The organism is Streptomyces sp. NRRL S-118 (genome assembly GCF_000716335.1).
GTDB lineage: Bacteria > Actinomycetota > Actinomycetes > Streptomycetales > Streptomycetaceae > Streptomyces.
Genome location: NZ_KL591013.1, coordinates 60,326 through 81,939 on the forward strand (window position 1 = coordinate 60,326; position 21,614 = coordinate 81,939).

The following is a 21,614-nucleotide window of genomic DNA, read 5'->3' on the forward strand; positions in this document are numbered from 1 at the left end:
CAGGCGTCAGCGGCTCTCGACCGGGACGAAGTCGCGCAGGACCTCACCCGTGTAGATCTGGCGCGGACGGCCGATGCGGGAGCCGGGCTCCTTGATCATCTCGTGCCACTGGGCGATCCAGCCCGGCAGGCGGCCCAGCGCGAACAGCACGGTGAACATCTCGGTCGGGAAGCCCATCGCCCGGTAGATCAGACCCGTGTAGAAGTCGACGTTCGGGTAGAGGTTGCGCGAGACGAAGTAGTCGTCGGCGAGCGCGTGCTCCTCCAGCTTCAGCGCGATGTCCAGCAGCTCGTCGGACTTACCGAGGGCCGAGAGGACGTCGTGCGCCGCAGCCTTGATGATCTTCGCCCGGGGGTCGAAGTTCTTGTAGACGCGGTGGCCGAAGCCCATCAGGCGGACGCCGTCCTCCTTGTTCTTCACCTTGCGGATGAAGGAGTCGACATCGCCGCCGCTGGCCTGGATGCCCTGGAGCATCTCCAGCACCGACTGGTTGGCGCCACCGTGCAGCGGGCCCCACAGGGCCGAGATGCCGGCCGAGATCGAGGCGAACATGTTCGCCTGCGACGAGCCGACCAGGCGCACGGTCGAGGTCGAGCAGTTCTGCTCGTGGTCCGCGTGCAGGATCAGCAGCTTGTCGAGCGCGGCGACCACGACCGGGTCCAGCTCGTACTCCTGCGCCGGCACGGAGAAGGTCATCCGGAGGAAGTTCTCGACATACGAAAGGTCGTTGCGCGGGTAGACGAACGGGTGGCCGATCGACTTCTTGTACGCGTACGCCGCGATCGTCGGCAGCTTGGCGAGCAGCCGGATCGTGGACAAGTGGCGCTGCTTCTCGTCGAACGGGTTGTGGCTGTCCTGGTAGAACGTCGACAGGGCGCTGACCACCGAGGACAGCATCGCCATCGGGTGCGCGTCGCGCGGGAAGCCGTCGAAGAACCGCTTGACGTCCTCGTGCAGCAGCGTGTGCTGCGTGATCTCGTTCCGGAAGGCCGCAAGCTCGTCGACCTTGGGAAGTTCACCGTTGATCAGCAGGTAGGCCACCTCGAGGAAGGTGGAGCGCTCGGCCAGCTGCTCGATGGGGTAGCCGCGGTACCGCAGGATGCCCTGCTCGCCGTCGAGGTAGGTGATCGCGGATTTATAGGCGGCGGTGTTGCCGTACCCGCTGTCCAGGGTCACCAGACCGGTCTGGGCTCGGAGCTTCCCGATGTCGAAGCCCTTGTCACCGACGGTGCTCTCGACCACCGGGTAGGTGTACTCACCGTCCGCGTACCGCAGTACTACAGAGTTGTCGCTCACGTCATCCCTCACCGACGTAGTGCCTCTTCTTCGAGGTGCCCTGACTGTCTCTACCATCCCCCACTTGGCTCAGCAGAGTGCACTCGGGGTCGACCATTCGGCCAATTGGCGGCACTCAGTGCCGTCAACCTGCTCATCCTGCCCCCTTCGCCCCGCTTGCGAAAGTCCTGCGATCTTCTAGGTGATGTTTCCCACCCGCAGCTCACCTGTCAGTCGGTGGCGCAGTGAGGTAAAGCGCCGGCCGGCGGAGACGGTGCGGACGGCCTGGGCGATCGCCTTGCGCGACCCGACGAGCACGACGAGCTTCCTGGCGCGGGTGACGGCGGTGTAGAGCAGGTTGCGCTGCAGCATCATCCACGCACCGGTGGTGACGGGGATCACCACCGCCGGGTACTCGCTGCCCTGGGAGCGGTGGATCGTGACGGCGTACGCGTGCGCCAGCTCGTCCAGTTCGTCGAAGTCGTAGGGCACCTCCTCGTCCTCGTCCGTCCGCACCGTCAGGCGCTGGTCGTCCACGCTGAGCGACGTGACCACGCCCACGGTGCCGTTGAAGACGCCGTTCGCCCCCTTCTCGTAATTGTTGCGAATCTGGGTCACTTTGTCTCCGACGCGGAACACCCGTCCGCCGAACCTCTTCTCGGGCAGGTCGGGCCGGGCGGGGGTGACGGCCTGCTGGAGCAGACCGTTGAGGGTGCCCGCGCCCGCCGGTCCGCGGTGCATGGGGGCGAGGACCTGCACGTCGCGGCGCGGGTCGAGGCCGAACTTCGCCGGGACGCGGCGGGCCGCGACGTCCACCGTGAGCCGGCCCGCCTCCTCGGTGTCCTCCGTGACGAAGAGGAAGAAGTCCGGCAGCCCCGAGGTGATCGGCTGCTGGCCGGAGTTGATCCGGTGGGCATTGGTGACGACCCCGGACTGCTGCGCCTGGCGGAAGATCCTGGTGAGCCGTACGGAGGGGAGGGGGCTGTCCGGGGCCAGCAGGTCGCTGAGCACCTCACCGGCGCCGACGCTCGGCAGCTGGTCCACGTCACCGACCAGGAGCAGGTGCGCGCCCGGCGCCACCGCCTTGACCAGCTTGTTCGCCAGCAGCAGGTCCAGCATGGACGCTTCGTCGACGACGACGAGGTCGGCGTCGAGCGGCCGGTCGCGGTCGTACGCCGCGTCCCCGCCCGGCTTCAGCTCCAGCAGGCGGTGCACGGTGGACGCCTCGGCGCCGGTGAGCTCGGACAGCCGCTTGGCGGCGCGGCCGGTGGGGGCCGCGAGGACGACCTTGGCCTTCTTGGCGCGGGCCAGCTCCACGATGGACCGGACCGTGAACGACTTGCCGCAACCGGGGCCACCGGTGAGGACGGCGACCTTCCGGGTGAGCGCCAGCCGGACGGCCTCCTCCTGCTCGGGCGCGAGCTCCGCCCCCGTCCGGTCCGCCAGCCATGCCAGGGCCTTGTCCCAGGCGACGTCCCGGAAGGCCGGCATCCGGTCCTCGTCGGTGCGCAGCAGCCGCAGCAGCTGGGCGGACAGGGAGATCTCGGCTCGGTGGAACGGCACCAGGTACACCGCGGTCAGCGGCTGCCCGTCGGGGCCGGGCACCCGCTCCCGCACGATCCCGCCCTCCTCCTCGTCGGCCGCGAGGTCGGCGAGGCACTCGATGACCAGACCCGTGTCGACCTGGAGCAGCTTGACCGCGTCGGCGATCAGCTGCTCCTCGGGCAGGAAGCAGTGGCCCTGGTCGCTGGACTGGGAAAGGGCGTACCGGAGCCCGGCCTTGACGCGCTCGGGGCTGTCGTGGGGGATGCCCACGGCCTGCGCGATCCGGTCGGCGGTGAGGAACCCGATGCCCCACACGTCGGCGGCGAGGCGGTAGGGCTGGTTCTTCACGACGGAGATCGAGGCGTCCTCGTACTTCTTGTAGATCCGCACCGCGATGGAGGTGGAGACGCCGACGCCCTGGAGGAAGACCATGACCTCCTTGATCGCCTTCTGCTCCTCCCAGGCGGCGCCGATCAGCCGGGTCCGCTTGGGCCCGAGCCCCGGCACCTCGATGAGCCGCTGCGGCTCCTGCTCGATGACGTCGAGCGTCTCGACGCCGAAGTGGTCGACGATCCGCTCGGCGATGCGGGGGCCGATGCCCTTGATCAGGCCGGAGCCGAGGTAGCGGCGGATGCCCTGGACGGTGGCCGGCAGGACGGTGGTGTAGTTCTCCACGGTGAACTGCCTGCCGTACTGGGGGTGGGAGCCCCAGCGGCCCTCCATGCGCAGCGACTCCCCCGGCTGCGCGCCGAGCAGCGAGCCGACGACCGTGAGGAGTTCGCCGGCGCCGCGGCCCGTGTCGACCCGCGCGACCGTGTAGCCGTTCTCCTCGTTGGCGTACGTGATCCGCTCGAGGACGCCTTCGACCACTGCTGGACTGGACATGCCTCCGACGCTACCCGCCGGGTCGGACATGCCGGCGGCCCTGTGGACAACTCCCCCGGCCCGCCCCCGCGGCGAAGAGCGGGGCGGACGGCCGCGGGGGAGGGATCCACGGCGAAGAGCGGGGCGGACGCCTGCCGGGAAGGGAACTGCGACAAGGGGCCCGGTCCGTCGACCGGGCCCCTGCGTGCTCCCCCTCCGTCTGGGCTTCCCGAATCCCCCCGGATCCCTCCCCGGAAGCCCTGATGCCATGTACGACACACGTCACACCGGAAGGGTTGCACGGATGCGCGCGGTAATTTTTCCGGAATTCCGATTCCGGATCACGGTCGCTACCCGGCCAGCCGGGCGAACCTCCGTGCCGTCTCCTCCAGGACCTCCAGGCCGTCCCGCGCCCACAGGTCGTCGTTGAAGAGCTCGACCTCCACCGGGCCGGTGTAGCCGGCCGCGTCGAGGCGGTCGCACCAGGCGCGCAGGTCGATCGTGCCGTCGCCGAGCTGCCCGCGCCCGTTGAGGACGCCGGCGGGCAACGGAACGGTCCAGTCGGCCAGTTGGAAGGCGTGGATACGGCCCTCCTCGCCGGCCCGGGCGACCGCCGCCGGGGCGCGGTCGTCCCACCAGACGTGGTACGTGTCCACGACGACCCCGACCTGCCCCGCCGGGAACGGTGCCGCGAGCTCCAGCGCCTGGTCGAGGGTGGAGACGGCGCAGCGGTCCGCCGCGTACATCGGGTGCAGGGGCTCGATCGCGAGCCGGACGCCCCGCCCGGCCGCGTACGGGACGAGTTCGGCGAGCGCGCCGGCGATGACCCCGCGGGCGGCCGCCAGGTCCCTGCCGCCCGGCGGCAGGCCGCCGGAGACCAGGACGAGGGTGTCCGTCCCGAGGGTGACGGCCTCGTCGACGGCGGCGCGGTTGTCGTCGAGGTCGGCGGCGGTGGTGAAGAAGCCCCCGCGGCACAGCGTGGTGACCGCCAGGCCGGCGTCGCGGACGAGCTCGGCGGTGGCCTCCAGGCCGTACTCGGCGACCGGTCCGCGCCACAGGCCGACGCCGGGGACGCCCAGGCGTGCGCAGCCCTCGGTCAGTTCGGGCATGGACAGCTGCTTGACCGTCATCTGGTTGATGCTGAAGCGGGCCAGGTCCGTCACTGGGCGACTCCGTACACCGTGAGCAGGGACTTCATGCGCGCCTCCGCGAGCTGCGGATCGGGGAAGAGGCCGAGTCCGTCGGCCAGTTCGTAGGCCCGCGCGAGGTGCGGCAGGGAGCGCGCGGACTGCAGCCCGCCGACCATCGTGAAGTGGTCCTGGTGGCCGGCGAGCCACGCCAGGAGGACCACGCCCGTCTTGTAGAACCGCGTCGGCGCCCGGAAGAGGTGGCGGGACAGCGCGACGGTGGGGTCGAGAAGCGCGCGGAAGCCTGCCGTGTCCCCGGTGTCGAGGACGCGGACCGCCTCCGCCGCCACCGGGCCCAGCGGGTCGAAGATGCCCAGCAGGGCGTGGCTGAAGCCGTGCTCGTCCCCCGCGATCAGCTCGGGGTAGTGGAAGTCGTCGCCGGTGTAGCAGCGCACGCCGTCCGGGAGGCGGCGGCGCAGGCCGGCCTCGCGCTCCGCGTCCAGCAGGGACACCTTGATGCCGTCGACCTTGTCCGGGTGCTCGGCGATGACCTTCAGGAAGGTGTCGGTCGCCGCGTCCGGACCGGCCGAGCCCCAGTAGCCCTCCAGTGCCGGGTCGAACATCGGGCCCAGCCAGTGCAGGATCACGGGGTCGCCCGCCTGGCGCAGCAGGTGCCCGTAGACGGTGAGGTAGTCGTCGGGGGAGCGCGCGGCCGCGGCCAGCGCGCGGGACGCCATCAGGATGGGCTGCGCGCCCGTCTCCTCGACCAGCGCCAGCTGCTCCTCGTACGCGGCGCGGACGGCAGCCAGGTCCACCGGACCGGACAGCTGGTCGGTGCCCACGCCCGCCGCGATGCGGCCGCCGACCGCCTTCGCCTCGGCCGCCGAGCGGCGGATCAGCTCGGCGGCGCCGTCCCAGTCCAGGCCCATGCCGCGCTGCGCGGTGTCCATCGCCTCGGCGACGCCGAGCCCGTGGGACCACAGGTGGCGGCGGAAGGCGAGCGTGGCGTCCCAGTCGACCGCCGCGGGCGCGTCGGGGGACACGTCCGCGTACGGGTCGGCCACGACGTGGGCGGCGGAGAAGACCGTGCGGGAGGCGAGCGGGGCGCCGCCCGCGGTGAAGGCGGCGGGTTCGGTCCGCGGTTCGTACGTGCCGTGCGGCAGCCGGATCGTCACGGCGTCAGCTCCGGTACGTCGTAACGGCGGCCGTCCGCCGAGGACTTCAGGCCCAGCTCGGCGAGCTGAACACCACGCGCGCCCGCCAGCAGGTCCCAGTGGTACGGCTCGTCGAGCGCGACATGGCGCAGGAAGAGCTCCCACTGCGCCTTGAAGCCGTTGTCGAACCCGGTGTTGTCCGGGACCTCCTGCCACTGGTCGCGGAACGCGTGCGTCGCCGGCAGGTCGGGGTTCCACACCGGCCTGGGCGTGGCGGAGCGGTGCTGGACGCGGCAGCCGCGCAGGCCGGCGACCGCCGAGCCGTGGGTGCCGTCGACCTGGAACTCGACGAGCTCGTCGCGGTGGACGCGTACCGCCCAGGAGGAGTTGATCTGCGCGACGGCACCGCTCTCCAGCTGGAAGATGCCGTACGCGGCGTCGTCGGCGGTGGCGGCGTACGGCTCGCCGTCCTCGTCCCAGCGCTGCGGGATGTGGGTGGTGACGTGGGCGCTGACGGAGGTCACCCGGCCGAAGAGCTCGTGCAGGACGTACTCCCAGTGCGGGAACATGTCGACGGCGATGCCGCCGCCGTCCTCGGCGCGGTAGTTCCAGGAGGGGCGCTGGGCCGGCTGCCAGTCGCCCTCGAAGACCCAGTAGCCGAACTCGCCGCGCACGGACAGGATCTCGCCGAAGAAGCCGCCGTCGATGAGGCGCTTCAGCTTGAGCAGGCCCGGCAGGAAGATCTTGTCCTGGACGACGCCGTGCTTGATGCCGGCGTCCCGGGCGAGGCGGGCCAGTTCCAGGGCTCCGGCGGTGCCGGTGGCGGTCGGCTTCTCGGTGTAGACGTGCTTGCCGGCCGCGACGGCCTTCGTCAGCGCGTCGGCGCGGGCCGAGGTGACCTGTGCGTCGAAGTAGATCTCCGTGGTCTCGTCGGCGAGGGCCGCGTCGAGGTCGGTGGTCCATTCGGTCAGGCCGTGGCGTTCGGCGAGCGCGCGCAGGGCGTGCTCGCGGCGGCCGACGAGGACGGGTTCGGGCCACAGGACCCGGCCGTCCCCGAGGTCGAGGCCGCCCTGTTCGCGGATGGCCAGGATGGAACGCACCAGGTGCTGGCGGTGGCCCATCCGGCCCGTGACGCCGTTCATGGCGATCCGCATCGTCCTGCGTGTCACGGAGGTCCCTCCAGATCTCGTCGGCCCGCGCGGCGGTAGCAAGCGCTTTCTACGAGGGGTGACGCTAGCCTGCGGGCAACGGCCCGTACAAGAGCCACGCCCGACTCTCCGCGGAGGAAAGCGATGACAGTCACCCTGGCCGATGTGGCGGCGCGCGCCCGGGTGTCCCCGGCGACCGTGTCGCGTGTCCTGAACGGCAACTACCCGGTCGCCGCGTCCACGCGCGAGCGGGTGCTGCGCGCGGTCGACGAACTCGACTACGTGCTGAACGGGCCGGCCAGCTCGCTCGCCGCCGCCACCTCCGACCTGGTCGGGATCCTCGTCAACGACATCGCCGACCCCTTCTTCGGGATCATGGCGGGTGCGGCGCAGAGCGCCATCGGCGAGGGCGCGTCGGGGCGCGCGGGCGGCGAGAAGCTCGCCGTGGTCTGCAACACGGGCGGCTCCCCCGAGCGGGAGCTGCGCTATCTGACGCTGCTCCAGCGCCAGCGGGCGGCGGCCGTCGTCCTCACCGGTGGCGCGCTGGAGGACCCGGGCCACACGGCGGCGATGACCGCGCGGTTCGCCAAGCTGGCGGACGCGGGCACGCGCGTGGTGCTGTGCGGGCGCCCGCCGGCGCCGGGGACCGGTGGGGACGCCGCGATCACGGCCGCGCTGGCCTTCGACAACCGCGGCGGCGGGCGGCGGCTCACCGAGCACCTGCTGGCGCTCGGCCACCGGCGGATCGGATACGTGGCCGGGCCGGCCGAGCGCACCACGACGCGGCACCGGCTGGAGGGCCACCGCGAGGCGATGACGGCGGCGGGAGCGGCGGACGAGGAGTTGCGGCGGCTCACCGTGCACGGCCCGTACGACCGCCGCTCGGGGTACGACGCGACGCTCGAACTGCTCCGGCGCGACCCGGAGCTCACCGCGGTGGTCGCCGCCAACGACACGGTGGCGCTGGGCGCCTGCGCCGCCCTGCGGGACCAGGGCCTGCGCATCCCCGAGGACGTCTCGGTGGCGGGCTTCGACGACCTGCCCTTCTCGGTGGACGCGGTGCCCGCGCTGACCACGGTGCGACTGCCCCTGTCGGAGGCGGGCGCACGGGCCGGCCGGCTCGCGATCGGCACGGAGACCCCGCCCCCGGGCGGCATCGCGAAGATCGGCGCGGAACTGATGGTGCGGGCCTCGACGGGGCGGCCGCGGGGCGCGTGACACCGCACTGTCGTGCTGACGACGGCACGCGGAGGCCCGCATGACCATCACCTTGGACGCGCCCGGCGCCCGGGACGCACCGGAAGGCGCCGGCCTGCCCCGCGGTACCGCGTCGAGATCACGGACGGGAAGATCATCACGACGCCGCAGGAGGGCCGCTCGATCACCGTCAGGACGGACGGCTTCCCGCGCACCGCGTGACCGGGCCGGCGTCCGGCCGCGCGTGGCGGCGGGACGTTCGGTCATGGGTGGCGGACGAGCGGGTAGGTTCGCCGGCATGAAGTACGCCTTCTCCACCCTCGGTGTCCCCGGAATGCCCGTCGCTGACGTCGTGCGGCTCGCCGCCGGAACGGGGTACGACGGTGTCGAACTGCGCGCCCACCCCGAGGAGCCGGTGCACCCGGGGCTGGTGGCGCACGAACGGCGGGCCGTGGCCGAGGAGTTCGCCCGGGCGGGCGTCGACATCCTCGCCGTGGCGGGATACGCGCAGGTCGCGGCGGCGGGTGACGACGAGCCCGTGTACGAGGAGCTGCACCGGCTCCTGTACCTCGCGGCCGACCTGGGCGCCCCGTACGTCCGGGTGTTCCCGGGCGGCGGGGACCAGGACCCCGCCGACGCGGACGCGACGGCGGCCCGGCGGCTGGGCGCCGCCGCGGAGGTCGCCGCCGAGCTCGACGTACGCATCCTCCTGGAGACGCACGACTCGCACCGCGCGGGTGCGGACGTGGCCCGGGTCGCGGGGACGGTGGGCCACAAGCACGTGGGCGTGGTCTGGGACCTGATGCACACCTGGCTCGCGGGCGAGGCGCCCGAGGACACGCACGCCGTCCTGGCGCCCTACCTCGGCTATGTACAGGTCAAGGACATCGCGTCCCGCGAGGACACCACGCCTCTCCCCCTCGGTGCCGGGGTGCTGCCGCTCGACGAGTGCCTGTCCCTGATGCGCGGGCAGGGCTGGGTGTGCTGGGAGTACGAGAAGCGCTGGTACGCGGATGCCGCCGAGCTCCCGGCCCTGCTCGCGGCGGGACGCGAGCGCCTGTCGGGCACACCGCGGACCTGACCGCACCGGTCCCGGACCGGGCCCGTACCGCCGCTATCCCACCCGTGCCGGGGACGTCCCGGCCGGGTCCGGGCGCCGCTCGCCCCGCACCGCGGCGGCCCCGGCCGCCTCCTTGGCGGCCACCGCCGCGGGCCGGCGTCCCGCACGCCCCAGTGACGTCAGCGTCACCCCGCCCACCAGCAGCGCGGCCGCGCACCAGCGCAGGACGGTGATCCCCTCCCCGAGGAACAGGGCGGCCGAGGACATGCCGAAGACGGGGACCAGGAGGGAGAAGGGCGCGACCGAGGATGCGGGGTGGCGGCGCAGCAGCCACCCCCAGGCACCGAAGCCGAAGACGGTGGTGACCCAGGCGACGTAGACGATGACGCCCGCGCCCGTCCAGTCCAGCGACCGCAGCGCGGCCGCGTCCCGCGCCGGACCCTCGAACAGCAAGGACAGCGCGAGCAGCGGCAGGACCGGGACGGTGCTGACCCACACCATGAAGTTGAGCGCGTCGGGCGGGGCCGCCTTGCGGGTCAGGACGTTGGACACACCCCAGAACGCGGCGGCCGCGACGCACAGCGCGAGGCCCAGCAGGGGCCCGGAGGTGCCCTCGTCGACCGCCGCGACCGCGATCCCGCCGAGCGCGACGGCCATGCCGGCCAGCCGGGTGCGGCCCGGGCGTTCACCGAGCGCCGCGAAGGCGAACAGCGCGGTGAAGACGGCCTGGATCTGGAGGACCAGCGAGGACAGACCCGCCGGGGCGCCCCGGTCCATGCCGGTGAAGAGCAGGCCGAACTTCGCGACGCCGAGCGTCAGGCCGACCCCGACGATCCACCTCCACGCCACCTTCGGGCGACCGACGAAGAAGACGGCGGGCAGGGCGGCCACCAGGAAGCGCAGGGCGGAGAAGAGCAGGGGCGGGAAGTGGTCGAGGCCGATGTCGATGACGACGAAGTTGACCCCCCAGACGGCGGCGACGAGCGTGGCGAGTGCGATGTGGGACGGGCGCATGCACCGAGCATCCCGGGCCCGAACCATGTAGCACCAGCGCGGATCTCTTCATGATTGGATGAAGCATCGCTTACGAAAGGGGGCCGCCGTGCTGGACCTCGGACGGCTGCGGGCGCTCCACGCGGTCTCGGTGTACGGCACGGTCGGCGCCGCCGCGGCCGCGCTCGGTTACACCCCGTCGGCCGTCTCGCAGCAGATCGCCAAGCTGGAGCGGGAGACCCGCACCACGCTCCTGGAACGGCAGGGGCGCGGTGTCCGCCTCACCGACGAGGCGCACCGGCTGGCCGCCACGGCGGAGCGGTTGCTGTCGATCGTCGAGGAGGCCGAGGTGCGACTGGAGGAACGGCGGGGCCTGCCGTCCGGGCGGCTGCGCGTCGGGTGCTTCGCCAGCGCCGCCCGGGGGCTGATGCCGCGCGCCCTCGCCGAGCTGGCGCGGCGTCACCCCGCGCTCGACGCCCGTCTGACGGAGGTGGATCCGCACCTGTCGGTCGACCTCGTCGGGCGGGGCGTGCTCGACCTGGCGGTGGCGCACGACTGGGACATCGCGCCGCTGCCCGCGCCGCCGGGGGTCGAGCAGGCCGTCATCGGGGACGACCTGTGCGACGTCCTCGTACCGCACGGGCATCCGCTGGCGGCGCGTGACGCCGTCCGGCGGGAGGACCTCACCGAGGAGCGGTGGATCGTGCAGCCGCCCGGCACGGTCTGCCACGACTGGCTGGTCCGCACGCTGCGGGCGGCCGGGCGCGAGCCGCACATCGTGCACCAGGCGGAGGAGAACCACACGCAGGTGGCCCTCGTCGCAGCCGGCCTGGGGGTGGCGCTGGTCCCGCGCCTGGGCCGTGGCACGCTGCCGGACGGGGTGGCCACCGTGCGCCTCGAACCGGTGCCGAAGCGGCGGTTGTCGGCGCTGTGGCGGGCGGGCGCCGCACGGCGGCCGGCGATCACCGAGACGGTCCGGACCCTGCAGGAGTTGTGGCCCTCGGTCGCCGCCACGTGAGGACCGTTCGGGCGCGCTGACCCCCGCCTTCCGGCGGCGCCCAGGACCGGCACCCGAGCGCGCCGCCTTGCCCCCCGAGGGTCCGCCGGGCGCGCTGCCTTGCCCCCTGAGGGTCCGTCGGACAGGCTGCCCCACCCGCCCGAGGGACCGTCCGGCACGCTGCCGCGCCGCCTGCGGCCCGTCGGGCAGCGCCGCCCCACCCCCCGGCACCGCCCGGGAGCGCACCGCCCGGTGGCCCGCCGATCGTTCCCCACGGGCGCACGCCGATCCACCGGCACCCCGAGAGGGTCCGCCCGGCACGTCTCCGCGCAGTCCGCCAGCCCGTTCGGTACGCCGCCCCACCCCTGAAGGACCGTCGAGCACGGGGCCTGAGGGGCCGTCGGGCACGCCTTGCCACCGCCCTCATGACGCCCTGCCGACGCACCGCACCGCACCGCAGCGGGCCGCGCCGCGGGGAACCCGGCGGCCGCCGGGTCCGTCGAACCGGGTGTACTGCCGGGGAGTCACCGCGGCGCGGTGCCGGCCCCGCCGTGCGGTCGCCGGCTCCCCCTCTCCGGCCGCCCCGCGGCCGGCGGTACGCCGCCACCGGCGCGCCCCCCTCCGCTGCGCCGGTGGCGGACCCGTCGCCCCCGCGGCTGCCGGGGTCCTTGACCTGGCAGTTACTTTCCGGCTATGCGTGACACCTTGGAAGTTTCCTTCACCACCTCCACTTCCCTCCACGCACGGCCGGAAGGAGCACCAGTGCACCACCGGGCCACCACCTCCAGACGTACTCTCCTCACCGTCACCGCCGCCGCGGCGGCCGCCGCCGCGACCGGTGCCACGGCGTCCGCCCACGCCGGGGCCTCCGGCGACCGCCGCCTCCACGGACTCATCTCCCGCATGAGCCTGGAGGAGAAGGTCGGCCAGCTCTTCGTCATGCGGGTGTACGGGCACTCCGCCACCGCCCCCGACCAGGCCGACGCCGACGCCAACCTCAAGGAGATCGGCGTCCGTACCGCCGCCGAGCTCATCGCCCGGTACCACGTCGGCGGCATCATCTACTTCTCGTGGGCGCACAACACCCGCGAGCCGCACCAGATCGCCGACCTCTCCAACGGCATCCAGCGCGCCGGGCTGGACCGGCCCACGCCCGTCCCGCTGCTGATCTCCATCGACCAGGAGCACGGCATCGTGGCCCGGATAGGGGAACCCGCCACGCTGATGCCCGGCGCGATGGCGCTCGGCGCGGCCGGCTCCCGCTCCGACGCGCGGCGCGCCGCGCGGATCGCGGGCTCCGAGCTCGCCGCGATGGGCATCCGCCAGAACTACGCGCCCGTCGCCGACGTCAACGTCAACCCCGCCAATCCCGTCATCGGCGTACGCTCCTTCGGCGCCGACCCGCAGGCCGTCGCCGGTCTGGTGGCCGCGCAGGTGAGGGGCTATCAGGCGGCGGGCGTGGCGGCCACGGCCAAGCACTTCCCCGGGCACGGCGACACCGAGACCGACAGCCACTACGGGCTGCCGCGGATCGGCCACACGCGCGCGCAGTGGGAGGCGCTCGACGCGCCGCCGTTCCGGGCGGCCGTCGCCGCTGGCATCGACTCCATCATGACGGCGCACATCGTCGTCCCGGCCCTCGACGCCGCCGAGGACCCCGCCACCCTCTCCCGCCCCATCCTCACCGGCATCCTGCGCGAACGCCTCGGCTACGACGGCGTCGTGGTGACGGATTCGCTCGGCATGGAGGGGGTGCGCACCAAGTACGGCGACGACCGCGTGCCCGTCCTCGCGCTGAAGGCGGGCTGCGACCAACTGCTCAACCCGCCGGACCTGGCCCTCGCCTGGAACGCCGTGCTGCGGGCCGTACGGAGCGGCGAGATCAGCGAGGCCCGCCTCGACGAATCGATTCTCCGCATCCTGCGCCTGAAGGCGAAGCTCGGCCTGTTCCGCGATCCGTACGTCTCCCACGAGGGGGTCGACCGCGCCGTCGGCACCCGCTCCCACCTCGCCGCCGCCGACCGGATCGCCGAGCGGACCACGACGCTGCTGCTCAACGACGGCGGGCTGCTTCCGCTCGACCGCCGCGAGCGGCCGAACCTGCTCGTCGTGGGCGCCGATCCCGCGTCCCCCTCCGGGACCACCGGCCCGCCGACCGCCACCCTCGCCACCGCCCTGACCGAACTCGGCTTCACGGTGGCGGCCCTGTCCACCGGTACGGCTCCCTCCGCGGCACGGATCGACGAGGCGGTGGCGGCCTCGGCCGGAAAGGACGCGATCGTCGTGGGGACGTACAACGTCTCCGCCACCAGCACGCAGCGCACGCTGGTCTCCCGGCTCGCGGCGACCGGCGTGCCGGTGGTGACCGTCGCGATCCGCAACCCGTACGACGTGGCGCGGCTGGGCGGGCAGCGCGCCACCCTCGCCACGTACTCCTGGACCGACGTCGAACTGCGCGCCGCGGCGCGGGTGATCGCCGGGCGGGCGCGGCCGGAGGGGCGGCTGCCCGTCCCGGTCCAGCGCGCGGACGATCCGACCCGGGTGCTGTATCCGGTGGGGTACGGCCTGACGTACTAGACGTACTCGGTGACGCAACCTTCCGCGCTCCGGTGGCGTGGGTCCGCCACGGCGGGCCACGCTGGAGCGAGCGATCGGGGGGTTGGGGATGCGCCGGGAACGGACCATCGGGGTGGTGTGCGCCGTCGTGCTCGCGGTGACGGCGTTCACCACCGCCTGCCAGCGGGCCGCCGCGGACCGGGCGGGTGCGGCCGGGCTGCCGGAGCCGGCCGCCAGCACCGGGTACGGGGAGGTCTTCCTCGGTGCCGGCGACTGCAGCACCCGCGGCCGGGAGTTCCGCGAGGTGTCCTGCGGCAGCGAGCGGGCGGCGGCCCGGGTGCTGACCCGGTACGCGGGTCCGGCGGCCGGCAGGCCGGACTGTCCCAGGGCCACCGACTTCGTGCTGCACGTCTCGGAGCACCGGCCCGCCGCGGACGAGGACGGTGACGGTGCCGTGCCGCGGGGCTACGCGTGCATGCGCAACCTGGAGCCGCCGCACCCCGGTGACCCGGGCGGCGGAGGGGGCCCGTACACCCTGGTCGGCGACTGCCTCTCCGGCACCCGCGCGGGGCAGGTGCGGGAGACGGCCTGCAAGGGGCCGGGCGAGCACCGGCCGCGGTACCGCGTCACGGCGGCCGTCGAGCGCCGGGCGCAGTGTCCCGCGTCGACGGCCCTGTACGTGGCGCTGGACGGCGACGGACCGGTGGGCTGCGCGCGCCGCCTCTGAGGCGGCCGGCGGGGCACGTCCGCGCCCCGCCGGCGGTACGTCAGGGACGCAGGGTGTGCTTCCGGTCCAGGACGCGCCGATCCAGTCGCGGATCGGTGCGTACGTCCGCCGGGGCGACGCCCGCCCACGCCTGGATCCGCGCCGTGGCCTTCGCGCGCTGGGCCTCGACCAGGTCCGCCACACCGGCCCCGTGGTTGGCGCCGGGGGCGGCGAGGACGTAGCTGTCGCGGGCGCCCTTGTCGACGCGGAACCGCTCCGCGCCCCACGGGTCGTTCGCGCCGTACACGAAGAGCATCCGCTGCCCCCGCGTGCGCACCCAGGTGTCCACGTCGCGCATCACCCGGGGCTTGAAGCGGGGCAGCGGGATCTCGCGCGGCACGAAGTTGCGGGCGGGCTGGTAGCCGTACCGGGTCAGGCCCTTCAAATGGTCCATCCGCAGGGCGGGCGAGCCGAGTTCGGTGGCGGCCTGGTAGTAGTACGGGACGGCCGGTTCGAGGCCCTGGTCGGTGTAGTAGGCCCAGCCCGAGTAGGTGTCGATGGTGTCGTAGACGACCTGGTCGGTGGCGGTGGCGGCGTCCGGGAGGCTGGTGCAGTCGGCCTCGGTGTGGTACTGCCAGAAGGCCCAGGCGAAGTCCAGGACGACGGCTTCGTACGCCCTGTCCAGGCTGCCGACGGTCCGGAAGGTGGCGCCCTCGGCGTCGGCCCAGGCGCGGTACTTCTTCTGCAGCGGCGTACGGCGGACCAGCGCCTCGCGCTGCATGGCGCCGAGGCGGGCGCGGCACTCCGCCGTGCCGACGGTGGCGAAGAACCGGTCGTAGGCCGAGTCCTCCTTCTCCACCACGTCGTTGGGTGCGACGTAGGCGACGACGGCGTCCATGTCTCGCGGGTAGAAGCGCTCGTAGTAGGTGGCGGTCATGCCTCCCTTGGAGGTGCCGGTGGCGAGCCACCTGCGGTCGTAGAGCGGCTTCAGCGCGGTGAAGACGCGGTGCTGGTCGGAGGCGGCCTGCCAGATGTCCAGCTTGGACCAGTCGGCGGGGGCGGGGCGGGACGGGGTGAAGAAGCGGTACTCCAGGGAGACCTGGTTGCCGTCGACGATGGACGTCGGCTCGGCGCGCCAGGGCCGGGTACTGACCTCGTACCCGCTGGTGTGGAAGACCGTGGGGCGGCCGGTGTCCTTGTGCAGCAGGGTGAGGCGCTGCTGGAAGGTGCCCCGCGAACGGTCGCGGTGGTCGACCGGCTGGGTGTATCCGAGGACGAAGAAGCGGTAGCCGGGGTAGGGCTTCTCCTCGATCAGGCTCATCCCGGGGATGTCCAGGATGCGGTCCTTGATGTCCGTGGTCGTGCGGCTGTCGGCCGGACCGGCGGCGGTGGCCGTGCCGGCTGCGCTCGCGGTGCCTATGAGCACCACGAGGGACAGCAGCCATCTGAGCGCCTTGCGCATGCACCCTCCACTGGGTTCACGGTGGTCGCCGTGAACCTAGCGGGGTCAACGCCCCCGGGACCAGAGTGACTTGCGGACACCAGCGGGATTCAGCAGAGGATCCACCCCGTGGTGCCGCCCCGGCCGGCGACGGAACCCGAGACGCGGACGCAGCGGTTGAGGGCGTGCACGGTGACGGGCCCGGCCTGCCGGGTGAACCGCCCCGCGTCGACGGCGGCGCGGCCGCCGCGCGGCTGCACGGACACGGCCATCGCCCGGCGGGCGCCCGGCTTGTTCGCCACGGCGACGGCGCAGGCGTACTGGCGGTTCTTGTAGACCTTCAGCGTTCCGGTGCGGAACGGCAGGGTCTTGACGAGCCGCCCGGAGCAGGCGGCCACCGCCTCGGCGCGGGAGGTACCGGGCCCGGCGAGGGTGAGGGCGCTCACGGCGACGAGCACCGCGAGGACGTGCACGAACAGTCGTTTCGCCGTTCCGGCCACCTGCGCCCCACCGAACACGCTTGCTCCTCTTCGCCTCGTGAGCGTACATGCGTACGACGCAAGCGGCCGGTGGATGGTTGCGTGCGGGCGCCCGGCGGTCGGCCCGCCGGGCGCGCGGAGCGTCGCATCCGGGATCAGGCCACCAGCGGCGCCTCGCCCACGAAGGTGGCCCACAGCTGGGCGTACCGGCCGCCCCGGGCCAGGAGCTCCTCGTGGGTGCCGTCCTCCGCGACGCGGCCGTGGTCCATGACGACCACCCGGTCCGCCCGCGCCGCCGTGGTGAGCCGGTGGGCGACCACCAGGGTGGTGCGCCGGCCGGCCAGCCGGTCGGTGGCGGCGTTCACCTGCGCCTCGGTGGCCAGGTCCAGCGCCGCGGTCGCCTCGTCGAGGAGCAGGACGTCCGGGTCGACCAGCTCCGCGCGGGCCAGGGCGATCAGCTGGCGCTGGCCCGCCGACAGGTTCCGGCCGCGCTCGGCGACCTCGTGGAGGTAGCCGCCGTCCAGCGTGGCGATCATGTCGTGCGCGCCGACCGCGCGCGCCGCCGCCTCCACCTCCGCGTCGGTCGCGTCCGGTCGCCCGTACGCGATGGCGTCGCGGACCGTGCCCGGGAAGAGGTACGCCTCCTGGGGCACCACGCCGAGGCGGTGCCGGTACGCCGTGAGGTCGAGGTCGCGCAGGTCGGTGCCGTCGGCGGTGACGCGGCCCGACGTCGGGTCGTAGAACCGTGCGACCAGCTTGACCAGCGTCGACTTGCCCGCGCCGGTCTCGCCGACGAACGCCACCGTCTGCCCGGCCGGGATGCGCAGGTCCACGCCGGTGAGCGCCGCCTCCTCCTCGCCGCCGGTGTCCGCGCCGTACGAGAAGGAGACCTTCTCGAAGGCGATCTCGCCCCGGAGGGAGGGCACGGGGCGCGGCCGCTCGGGGGCGGCGGTCGACGTGGGCTCCCGCAGCAGCTCCTGGATCCGTCCCAGCGACACCGTCGCCTGCTGGTAGCCGTCGAAGACCTGCGACAGCTGCTGCACGGGCGCGAAGAACAGGTCGATGTAGAGCAGGTACGCGACGAGGGCGCCGGTCGTCAGGGTGCCCGCCTCCACGCGTCCCGCGCCGACGATCAGCACCGCCGCGGCCGCCACCGACGACAGCAGCTGCACGAACGGGAAGTACACCGAGATCAGCCACTGGCCGCGCACCCGGGCCGCACGGTACTCCGCGCTCAGCTCGGTGAACCGCCGCGCGCCGGTGCCCTCGCGCCCGAACGCCTGGACGATCCGCAGCCCGGCCACCGACTCCTGGAGGTCGGCGTTGACCACGCTGATCCGCTCACGCGCCAGCTCGTACGCCTTGACGCTGGAGCGTCGGAAGAAGAACGTCCCGACGATCAGCACCGGCAGCGTAGCGAAGACGACCAGTGCCAGCTGCACGTCGATGACGAGGAGCGCCACCATGATCCCGAAGAAGGTCACGACCGACACGAACGCGGTGACGAGCCCGGTCTGGAGGAACGTCGACAGGGCGTCCACGTCCGTGGTCATCCGGGTCATGATCCGACCGGTCAGCTCGCGCTCGTAGTAGTCGAGCCCGAGGCGCTGGAGCTGCGCGAAGATCTTCAGGCGCAGCGCGTACAGCACCCGCTCGCCGGTGCGGCCGGTCATCCGGATCTCACCGGTCTGCGCCACCCACTGCACGACCACGGTCCCCAGCGCCAGCGCCGAGGCCACCCACACGGCGCCCAGCGCGAGCTGCTCGACGCCCTCGTCGATGCCGTGCCGGATCAGCACCGGCAGCAGCAGGCCCGTCCCGGCGTCGACCGCCACCAGCAGCAGGCTCACCAGCAGGGGCAGCCCGAAGCCGCCCAGCAGCCGGCGCAACCCGTACGACTCCTCGGGCGTGACCGCCCGGGCCTCGTCGACGTCCGGCGCGTCGGTGGCCGGCGGCAGGGCCTCGACCTGGGCGAGCAGCTCCGGTGTGGCGCCGGGGGTGTCGGAGTCGCCGGCCGCGTGGACGTCGCGCTCCCACAGGGAGGGCGTGATGCCGCGTTCCGCGTCGTACTCGGCGTCCAGCTCCTCGCGGACGGTGTGGTCCTCCTCCGGCGCGGACGCCGCCACCGCGTGGCCGGGCGAGACGCCGCCGAGCTCGTCGGGGTCGGTCAGCAGCCGCCGGTAGAGCGCGGAGCGCGCCTGGAGCTCCTCGTGCGTGCCGATGTCGGACAGCCGGCCGTCGTCGAGGACGGCGATCCGGTCGGCGAGGTTCAGGGTGGAGCGGCGGTGGGCGATGAGCAGCGTGGTGCGCCCGGCCATCACCGAGCGCAGCGCCTCGTGGATCTCGTGCTCCACGCGCGCGTCGACCGCCGAGGTGGCGTCGTCGAGGAGCAGCAGCCGCGGGTCGGTGAGGATCGCGCGGGCGAGGGCGACGCGCTGGCGCTGGCCGCCGGAGAGGGTCAGCCCGTGCTCGCCGACCTTGGTGTCGTACCCCTCCGGCAGCTCGTCGATGAAGCCGTCCGCCTGCGCGGCGCGCGCCGCCGCGCGGATCTCCTCGTCGGTCGCGCCGGGCTTGCCGTACGCGATGTTCGCGCGGACGGTGTCGGAGAAGAGGAAGCTGTCCTCCGGCACGAGCCCGATGGCGGCCCGCAGCGAGGCGAGGGTCAGCTCGCGCACGTCGTGCCCGCCCACCAGCACGGCGCCGTGCGTCACGTCGTAGAAGCGCGGCAGCAGCAGCGAGACGGTGGACTTGCCGCTGCCGGAGGCGCCGACGACGGCGACGGTCTCGCCGGGGCGGATCTCCAGCGAGAAGCCGTCGAGGACGGGACGCCCGTCCTCGTACGCGAACGACACGTCGTCGAACTCGACGCCCACGGGGACGTCGGCGGGCAGCTCCTTCGTCCCGTCCCGGATCACCGGCTCGGTGTCGATCAGCTCCAGGACGCGCTCGACGCCCGCTCGGGCCTGCTGTCCCACGGTCAGCACCATGGCGAGCATCCGGACCGGTCCGACGAGCTGCGCCAGGTAGGTGGAGAACGCGACGAAGGTGCCGAGGGTGATCTGGCCGCGGGTGGCCAGCCAGCCGCCGAGGGCGAGCATGGCGACCTGCCCGAGGGCGGGCACGGCCTGGAGCGCCGGGGTGTAGCGGGCGTTCATGCGGATGGTGCGCAGCCGGCCGGCGAAGAGCTTGCGGCTCGCGTCGCGCAGCTTGCCGGTCTCCTGCTCCTCCTGCCCGAAGCCCTTGACCACGCGGACGCCGGAGACGGCGCCGTCGACGACGCCCGCCACGTGCCCGGCCTGGGCCTGGGCGTACCAGGTGGCGGGGTGCAGGCGGGTGCGGCTGCGGCGGGCGATGAACCACAGGGCCGGCGCGACGGCGAGGGCGACGAGGGTGAGGGGCAGCGACAGCCACGCCATGACGACGAGCGAGATCAGGAACAGCAGGACGTTCCCGATGGTCATCGGGAGCATGAAGAGCAGGCCCTGGATCAGCTGGAGGTCGCTGGTGGCGCGGCCGATGACCTGCCCGGTGGACAGCTCGTCCTGGCGCCGCCCGTCGAGCCGGGTGATCGTCCCGTACATCTCGGTGCGCAGGTCGTGCTGGACGTCGAGGGCGAGGCGTCCGCCGTAGTAGCGGCGCACGTACGTCAGGACGTAGACGACGAGTGCGGCGGCGACGAGGAGCCCGGTCCACACGGCGAGCGGTCTCCTGCCGTCGCCGATGACGTCGTCGATGACGACCTTGGTGATCAGCGGGACGACGGCCATGACGGCCATGCCGGCGAGGGACGAGCCCAGGGCGAGGACGACGTTGCGCCGGTACCGCCAGGCGTAGCCGGCCAGCCGCCGTGCCCACCCTTGTTCCGCCGCCTCAGCCGCCGCCACTGGTGCCTCCCGTTGTCCGTCCGGACGCAATCCGACGGAAGGCACCAACACGCCCCGGTACGAATTTCATCCCGTCGCAACATTTCATGGTGCTGCGCCGTGCGCGCGGCGTGCCGCGACGGGCCGGACCGGGGCGTGGGGTGAGCGGCTCGCCGGCTAGGAGGCGGGACCGGTCTCGGGCACCGGCGGCATGACCTCGTGCGGGACGGCGGGCGGCGTGAAGAACGACCGGCCGGTCGTGGACGCGGTCGGGTTGAGATCCCGGTGGACCACCCGCGCGACGGCCTGGATGGTGTTGACGCCGTCGGTCATCGTCGCGTTGTCGTGCGTCAGGACGGTGATCGAGTAGTTCGCCTTGTCGCTGGTGAACGCGCCGATGCTGTGCACCCGCCAGCCGTGCGTGGCGCGCGACAGCCAGCCGTTCTTGACGTGCACGGTGACGCCGGTCGGCGTACCGGCCGGCGTGCCCCAGCGCTGCGACGAGATCACCCGCCGCATGAGGCTCTGCACGAACGAGCGCGCGCTGTCGCTCAGCACACCGTTCTGGTTGGTGAGCAGACCGAGCAGCTTGCGCTGGTCACGCGCGGTGACCTGGGTGAGCCCCCAGTAGCCGCCCGAGCCGGGCACGGTCTGCGTCATCCCGGCGGTCTGCAGGAACGCGCTGATCTTCGCCACGCCGAGCTGCTTCCACAGCGCGCTGGTCGCGGCGTTGTCGGACTTGGTGATCGCGGCGGTGCTCAGGTCGATCTCGCGCTGGGTCAGCCGGCGCTTCTGCTTGCCCGCGTCCCACAGCAGGGTGGCCACCATGGTCGTCTTGACGATGCTGGCCGAGTCGAACTTCTGCGTGGCGCGCAGTTCGCAGTGCGTCTTGGTGGTGCGGTCGTAGACGGCGACGGCCGTCGTGGAAGCGCGGCCCTTGAGGGCGGCGGCGATGTCCTGGGACAGCTTGGTGGCGAGCCCCGCCTGGCCGGACGTGCACGTCACGGCCGGGGTCGCGGCGGCGGCGGGCGTCGCCGTGGCGGCGGTGGGCAGCAGGACCCCGAGGGCGAGGGCCGTGCACAGCGCGCCGCGTCGGGTGCGGTGTATGGATGTCACACCCTGTCAGACACCCGGGTGCGCGGAAGGTTGTACGGGCGGCGGCGACGGGCCGGGCAGCGCCCCGCCGGGGGCGCTGCCGTACGGCCCGGA

The 21,614-nt window shown here is 73.2% G+C and carries 15 protein-coding genes; 5 read left to right on the top strand and 10 right to left on the bottom strand.

Annotated features, from left to right (window positions below):
- Positions 1-6: 6 nt before the first annotated feature.
- The 5 genes from IH00_RS0121670 to IH00_RS0121690 all read right to left on the bottom strand — a co-directional run bounded on the left by IH00_RS0121670 (position 7) and on the right by IH00_RS0121690 (position 7,119).
- On the bottom strand, positions 7-1,296 hold the full coding sequence (locus IH00_RS0121670; RefSeq protein ID WP_031076091.1) for a citrate synthase: 1,290 nt from the start codon (positions 1,294-1,296) through the stop codon (positions 7-9).
- A 177-nt stretch (positions 1,297-1,473) separates the two neighbouring features.
- On the bottom strand, positions 1,474-3,705 hold the full coding sequence (locus tag IH00_RS0121675; protein WP_031076092.1) for an SF1B family DNA helicase RecD2: 2,232 nt from the start codon (positions 3,703-3,705) through the stop codon (positions 1,474-1,476).
- Between the two features lie 329 nt (positions 3,706-4,034).
- On the bottom strand, positions 4,035-4,847 hold the full coding sequence (locus IH00_RS0121680) for a sugar phosphate isomerase/epimerase family protein (RefSeq protein WP_031076094.1): 813 nt from the start codon (positions 4,845-4,847) through the stop codon (positions 4,035-4,037).
- The gene (locus IH00_RS0121685; protein WP_031076096.1) at positions 4,844-5,986 is read right to left on the bottom strand and encodes a dihydrodipicolinate synthase family protein; all 1,143 of its coding nucleotides are present in this window, start codon (positions 5,984-5,986) and stop codon (positions 4,844-4,846) included. The genes IH00_RS0121680 and IH00_RS0121685 overlap by 4 nt, the downstream gene beginning before the upstream one ends.
- Positions 5,983-7,119: a Gfo/Idh/MocA family protein gene (locus IH00_RS0121690; RefSeq protein WP_031076097.1), complete on the bottom strand. Its 1,137-nt coding sequence runs from the start codon at positions 7,117-7,119 to the stop codon at positions 5,983-5,985. Before IH00_RS0121690 ends, IH00_RS0121685 begins: the two co-directional genes overlap by 4 nt.
- Positions 7,120-7,257: 138 nt before the next feature.
- On the opposite strand from IH00_RS0121690, the gene IH00_RS0121695 reads away from it, so the two are divergent.
- Together IH00_RS0121695 and IH00_RS0121700 are read left to right on the top strand one after the other, a co-directional pair.
- Positions 7,258-8,331, top strand: a complete 1,074-nt coding sequence (locus tag IH00_RS0121695) for a LacI family DNA-binding transcriptional regulator (protein WP_031076099.1) — start codon at positions 7,258-7,260, stop codon at positions 8,329-8,331.
- A 277-nt stretch (positions 8,332-8,608) separates the two neighbouring features.
- Entirely contained in the window at positions 8,609-9,391 is a 783-nt protein-coding gene (locus tag IH00_RS0121700; RefSeq protein WP_031076101.1) for a sugar phosphate isomerase/epimerase family protein, read from the top strand.
- Positions 9,392-9,424: 33 nt separating this feature from the next.
- Here the strand turns inward: IH00_RS0121700 and IH00_RS0121705 are convergent, their stop codons facing one another.
- Positions 9,425-10,384, bottom strand: a complete 960-nt coding sequence (locus tag IH00_RS0121705) for an EamA family transporter (RefSeq protein ID WP_031076104.1) — start codon at positions 10,382-10,384, stop codon at positions 9,425-9,427.
- An 88-nt stretch (positions 10,385-10,472) separates the two neighbouring features.
- Here IH00_RS0121705 and IH00_RS0121710 point away from each other — a divergent pair, with 88 nt between their 5' ends.
- The 3 genes from IH00_RS0121710 (at position 10,473) to IH00_RS0121720 (ending at position 14,643) form a co-directional block, all read left to right on the top strand.
- On the top strand, positions 10,473-11,381 hold the full coding sequence (locus IH00_RS0121710; protein WP_031076106.1) for a LysR family transcriptional regulator: 909 nt from the start codon (positions 10,473-10,475) through the stop codon (positions 11,379-11,381).
- 741 nt (positions 11,382-12,122) lie between these two features.
- Positions 12,123-13,937 carry a glycoside hydrolase family 3 protein gene (locus IH00_RS0121715; protein ID WP_031076108.1) on the top strand — a complete coding sequence of 605 codons (1,815 nt, stop codon included), beginning with the start codon at positions 12,123-12,125 and terminating at the stop codon, positions 13,935-13,937.
- A gap of 88 nt (positions 13,938-14,025) precedes the next feature.
- Entirely contained in the window at positions 14,026-14,643 is a 618-nt protein-coding gene (locus tag IH00_RS0121720; protein WP_031076110.1) for a hypothetical protein, read from the top strand.
- A 40-nt stretch (positions 14,644-14,683) separates the two neighbouring features.
- Here the strand turns inward: IH00_RS0121720 and IH00_RS0121725 are convergent, their stop codons facing one another.
- The 4 genes from IH00_RS0121725 to IH00_RS0121740 all read right to left on the bottom strand — a co-directional run bounded on the left by IH00_RS0121725 (position 14,684) and on the right by IH00_RS0121740 (position 21,521).
- Positions 14,684-16,084: a S28 family serine protease gene (locus IH00_RS0121725; protein WP_031076112.1), complete on the bottom strand. Its 1,401-nt coding sequence runs from the start codon at positions 16,082-16,084 to the stop codon at positions 14,684-14,686.
- A gap of 89 nt (positions 16,085-16,173) precedes the next feature.
- A complete protein-coding gene (locus IH00_RS0121730) occupies positions 16,174-16,581 on the bottom strand; it encodes a hypothetical protein (RefSeq protein WP_052411550.1) in 408 nt (135 codons plus the stop codon).
- A 116-nt stretch (positions 16,582-16,697) separates the two neighbouring features.
- The gene (locus IH00_RS0121735; protein ID WP_031076115.1) at positions 16,698-20,426 is read right to left on the bottom strand and encodes an ABC transporter ATP-binding protein; all 3,729 of its coding nucleotides are present in this window, start codon (positions 20,424-20,426) and stop codon (positions 16,698-16,700) included.
- Between the two features lie 156 nt (positions 20,427-20,582).
- Positions 20,583-21,521 (bottom strand): serine hydrolase, encoded by a 939-nt coding sequence (locus tag IH00_RS0121740; protein WP_031076117.1) that lies wholly within the window; start codon positions 21,519-21,521, stop codon positions 20,583-20,585.
- Between the last annotated feature and the right edge of the window lie 93 nt (positions 21,522-21,614).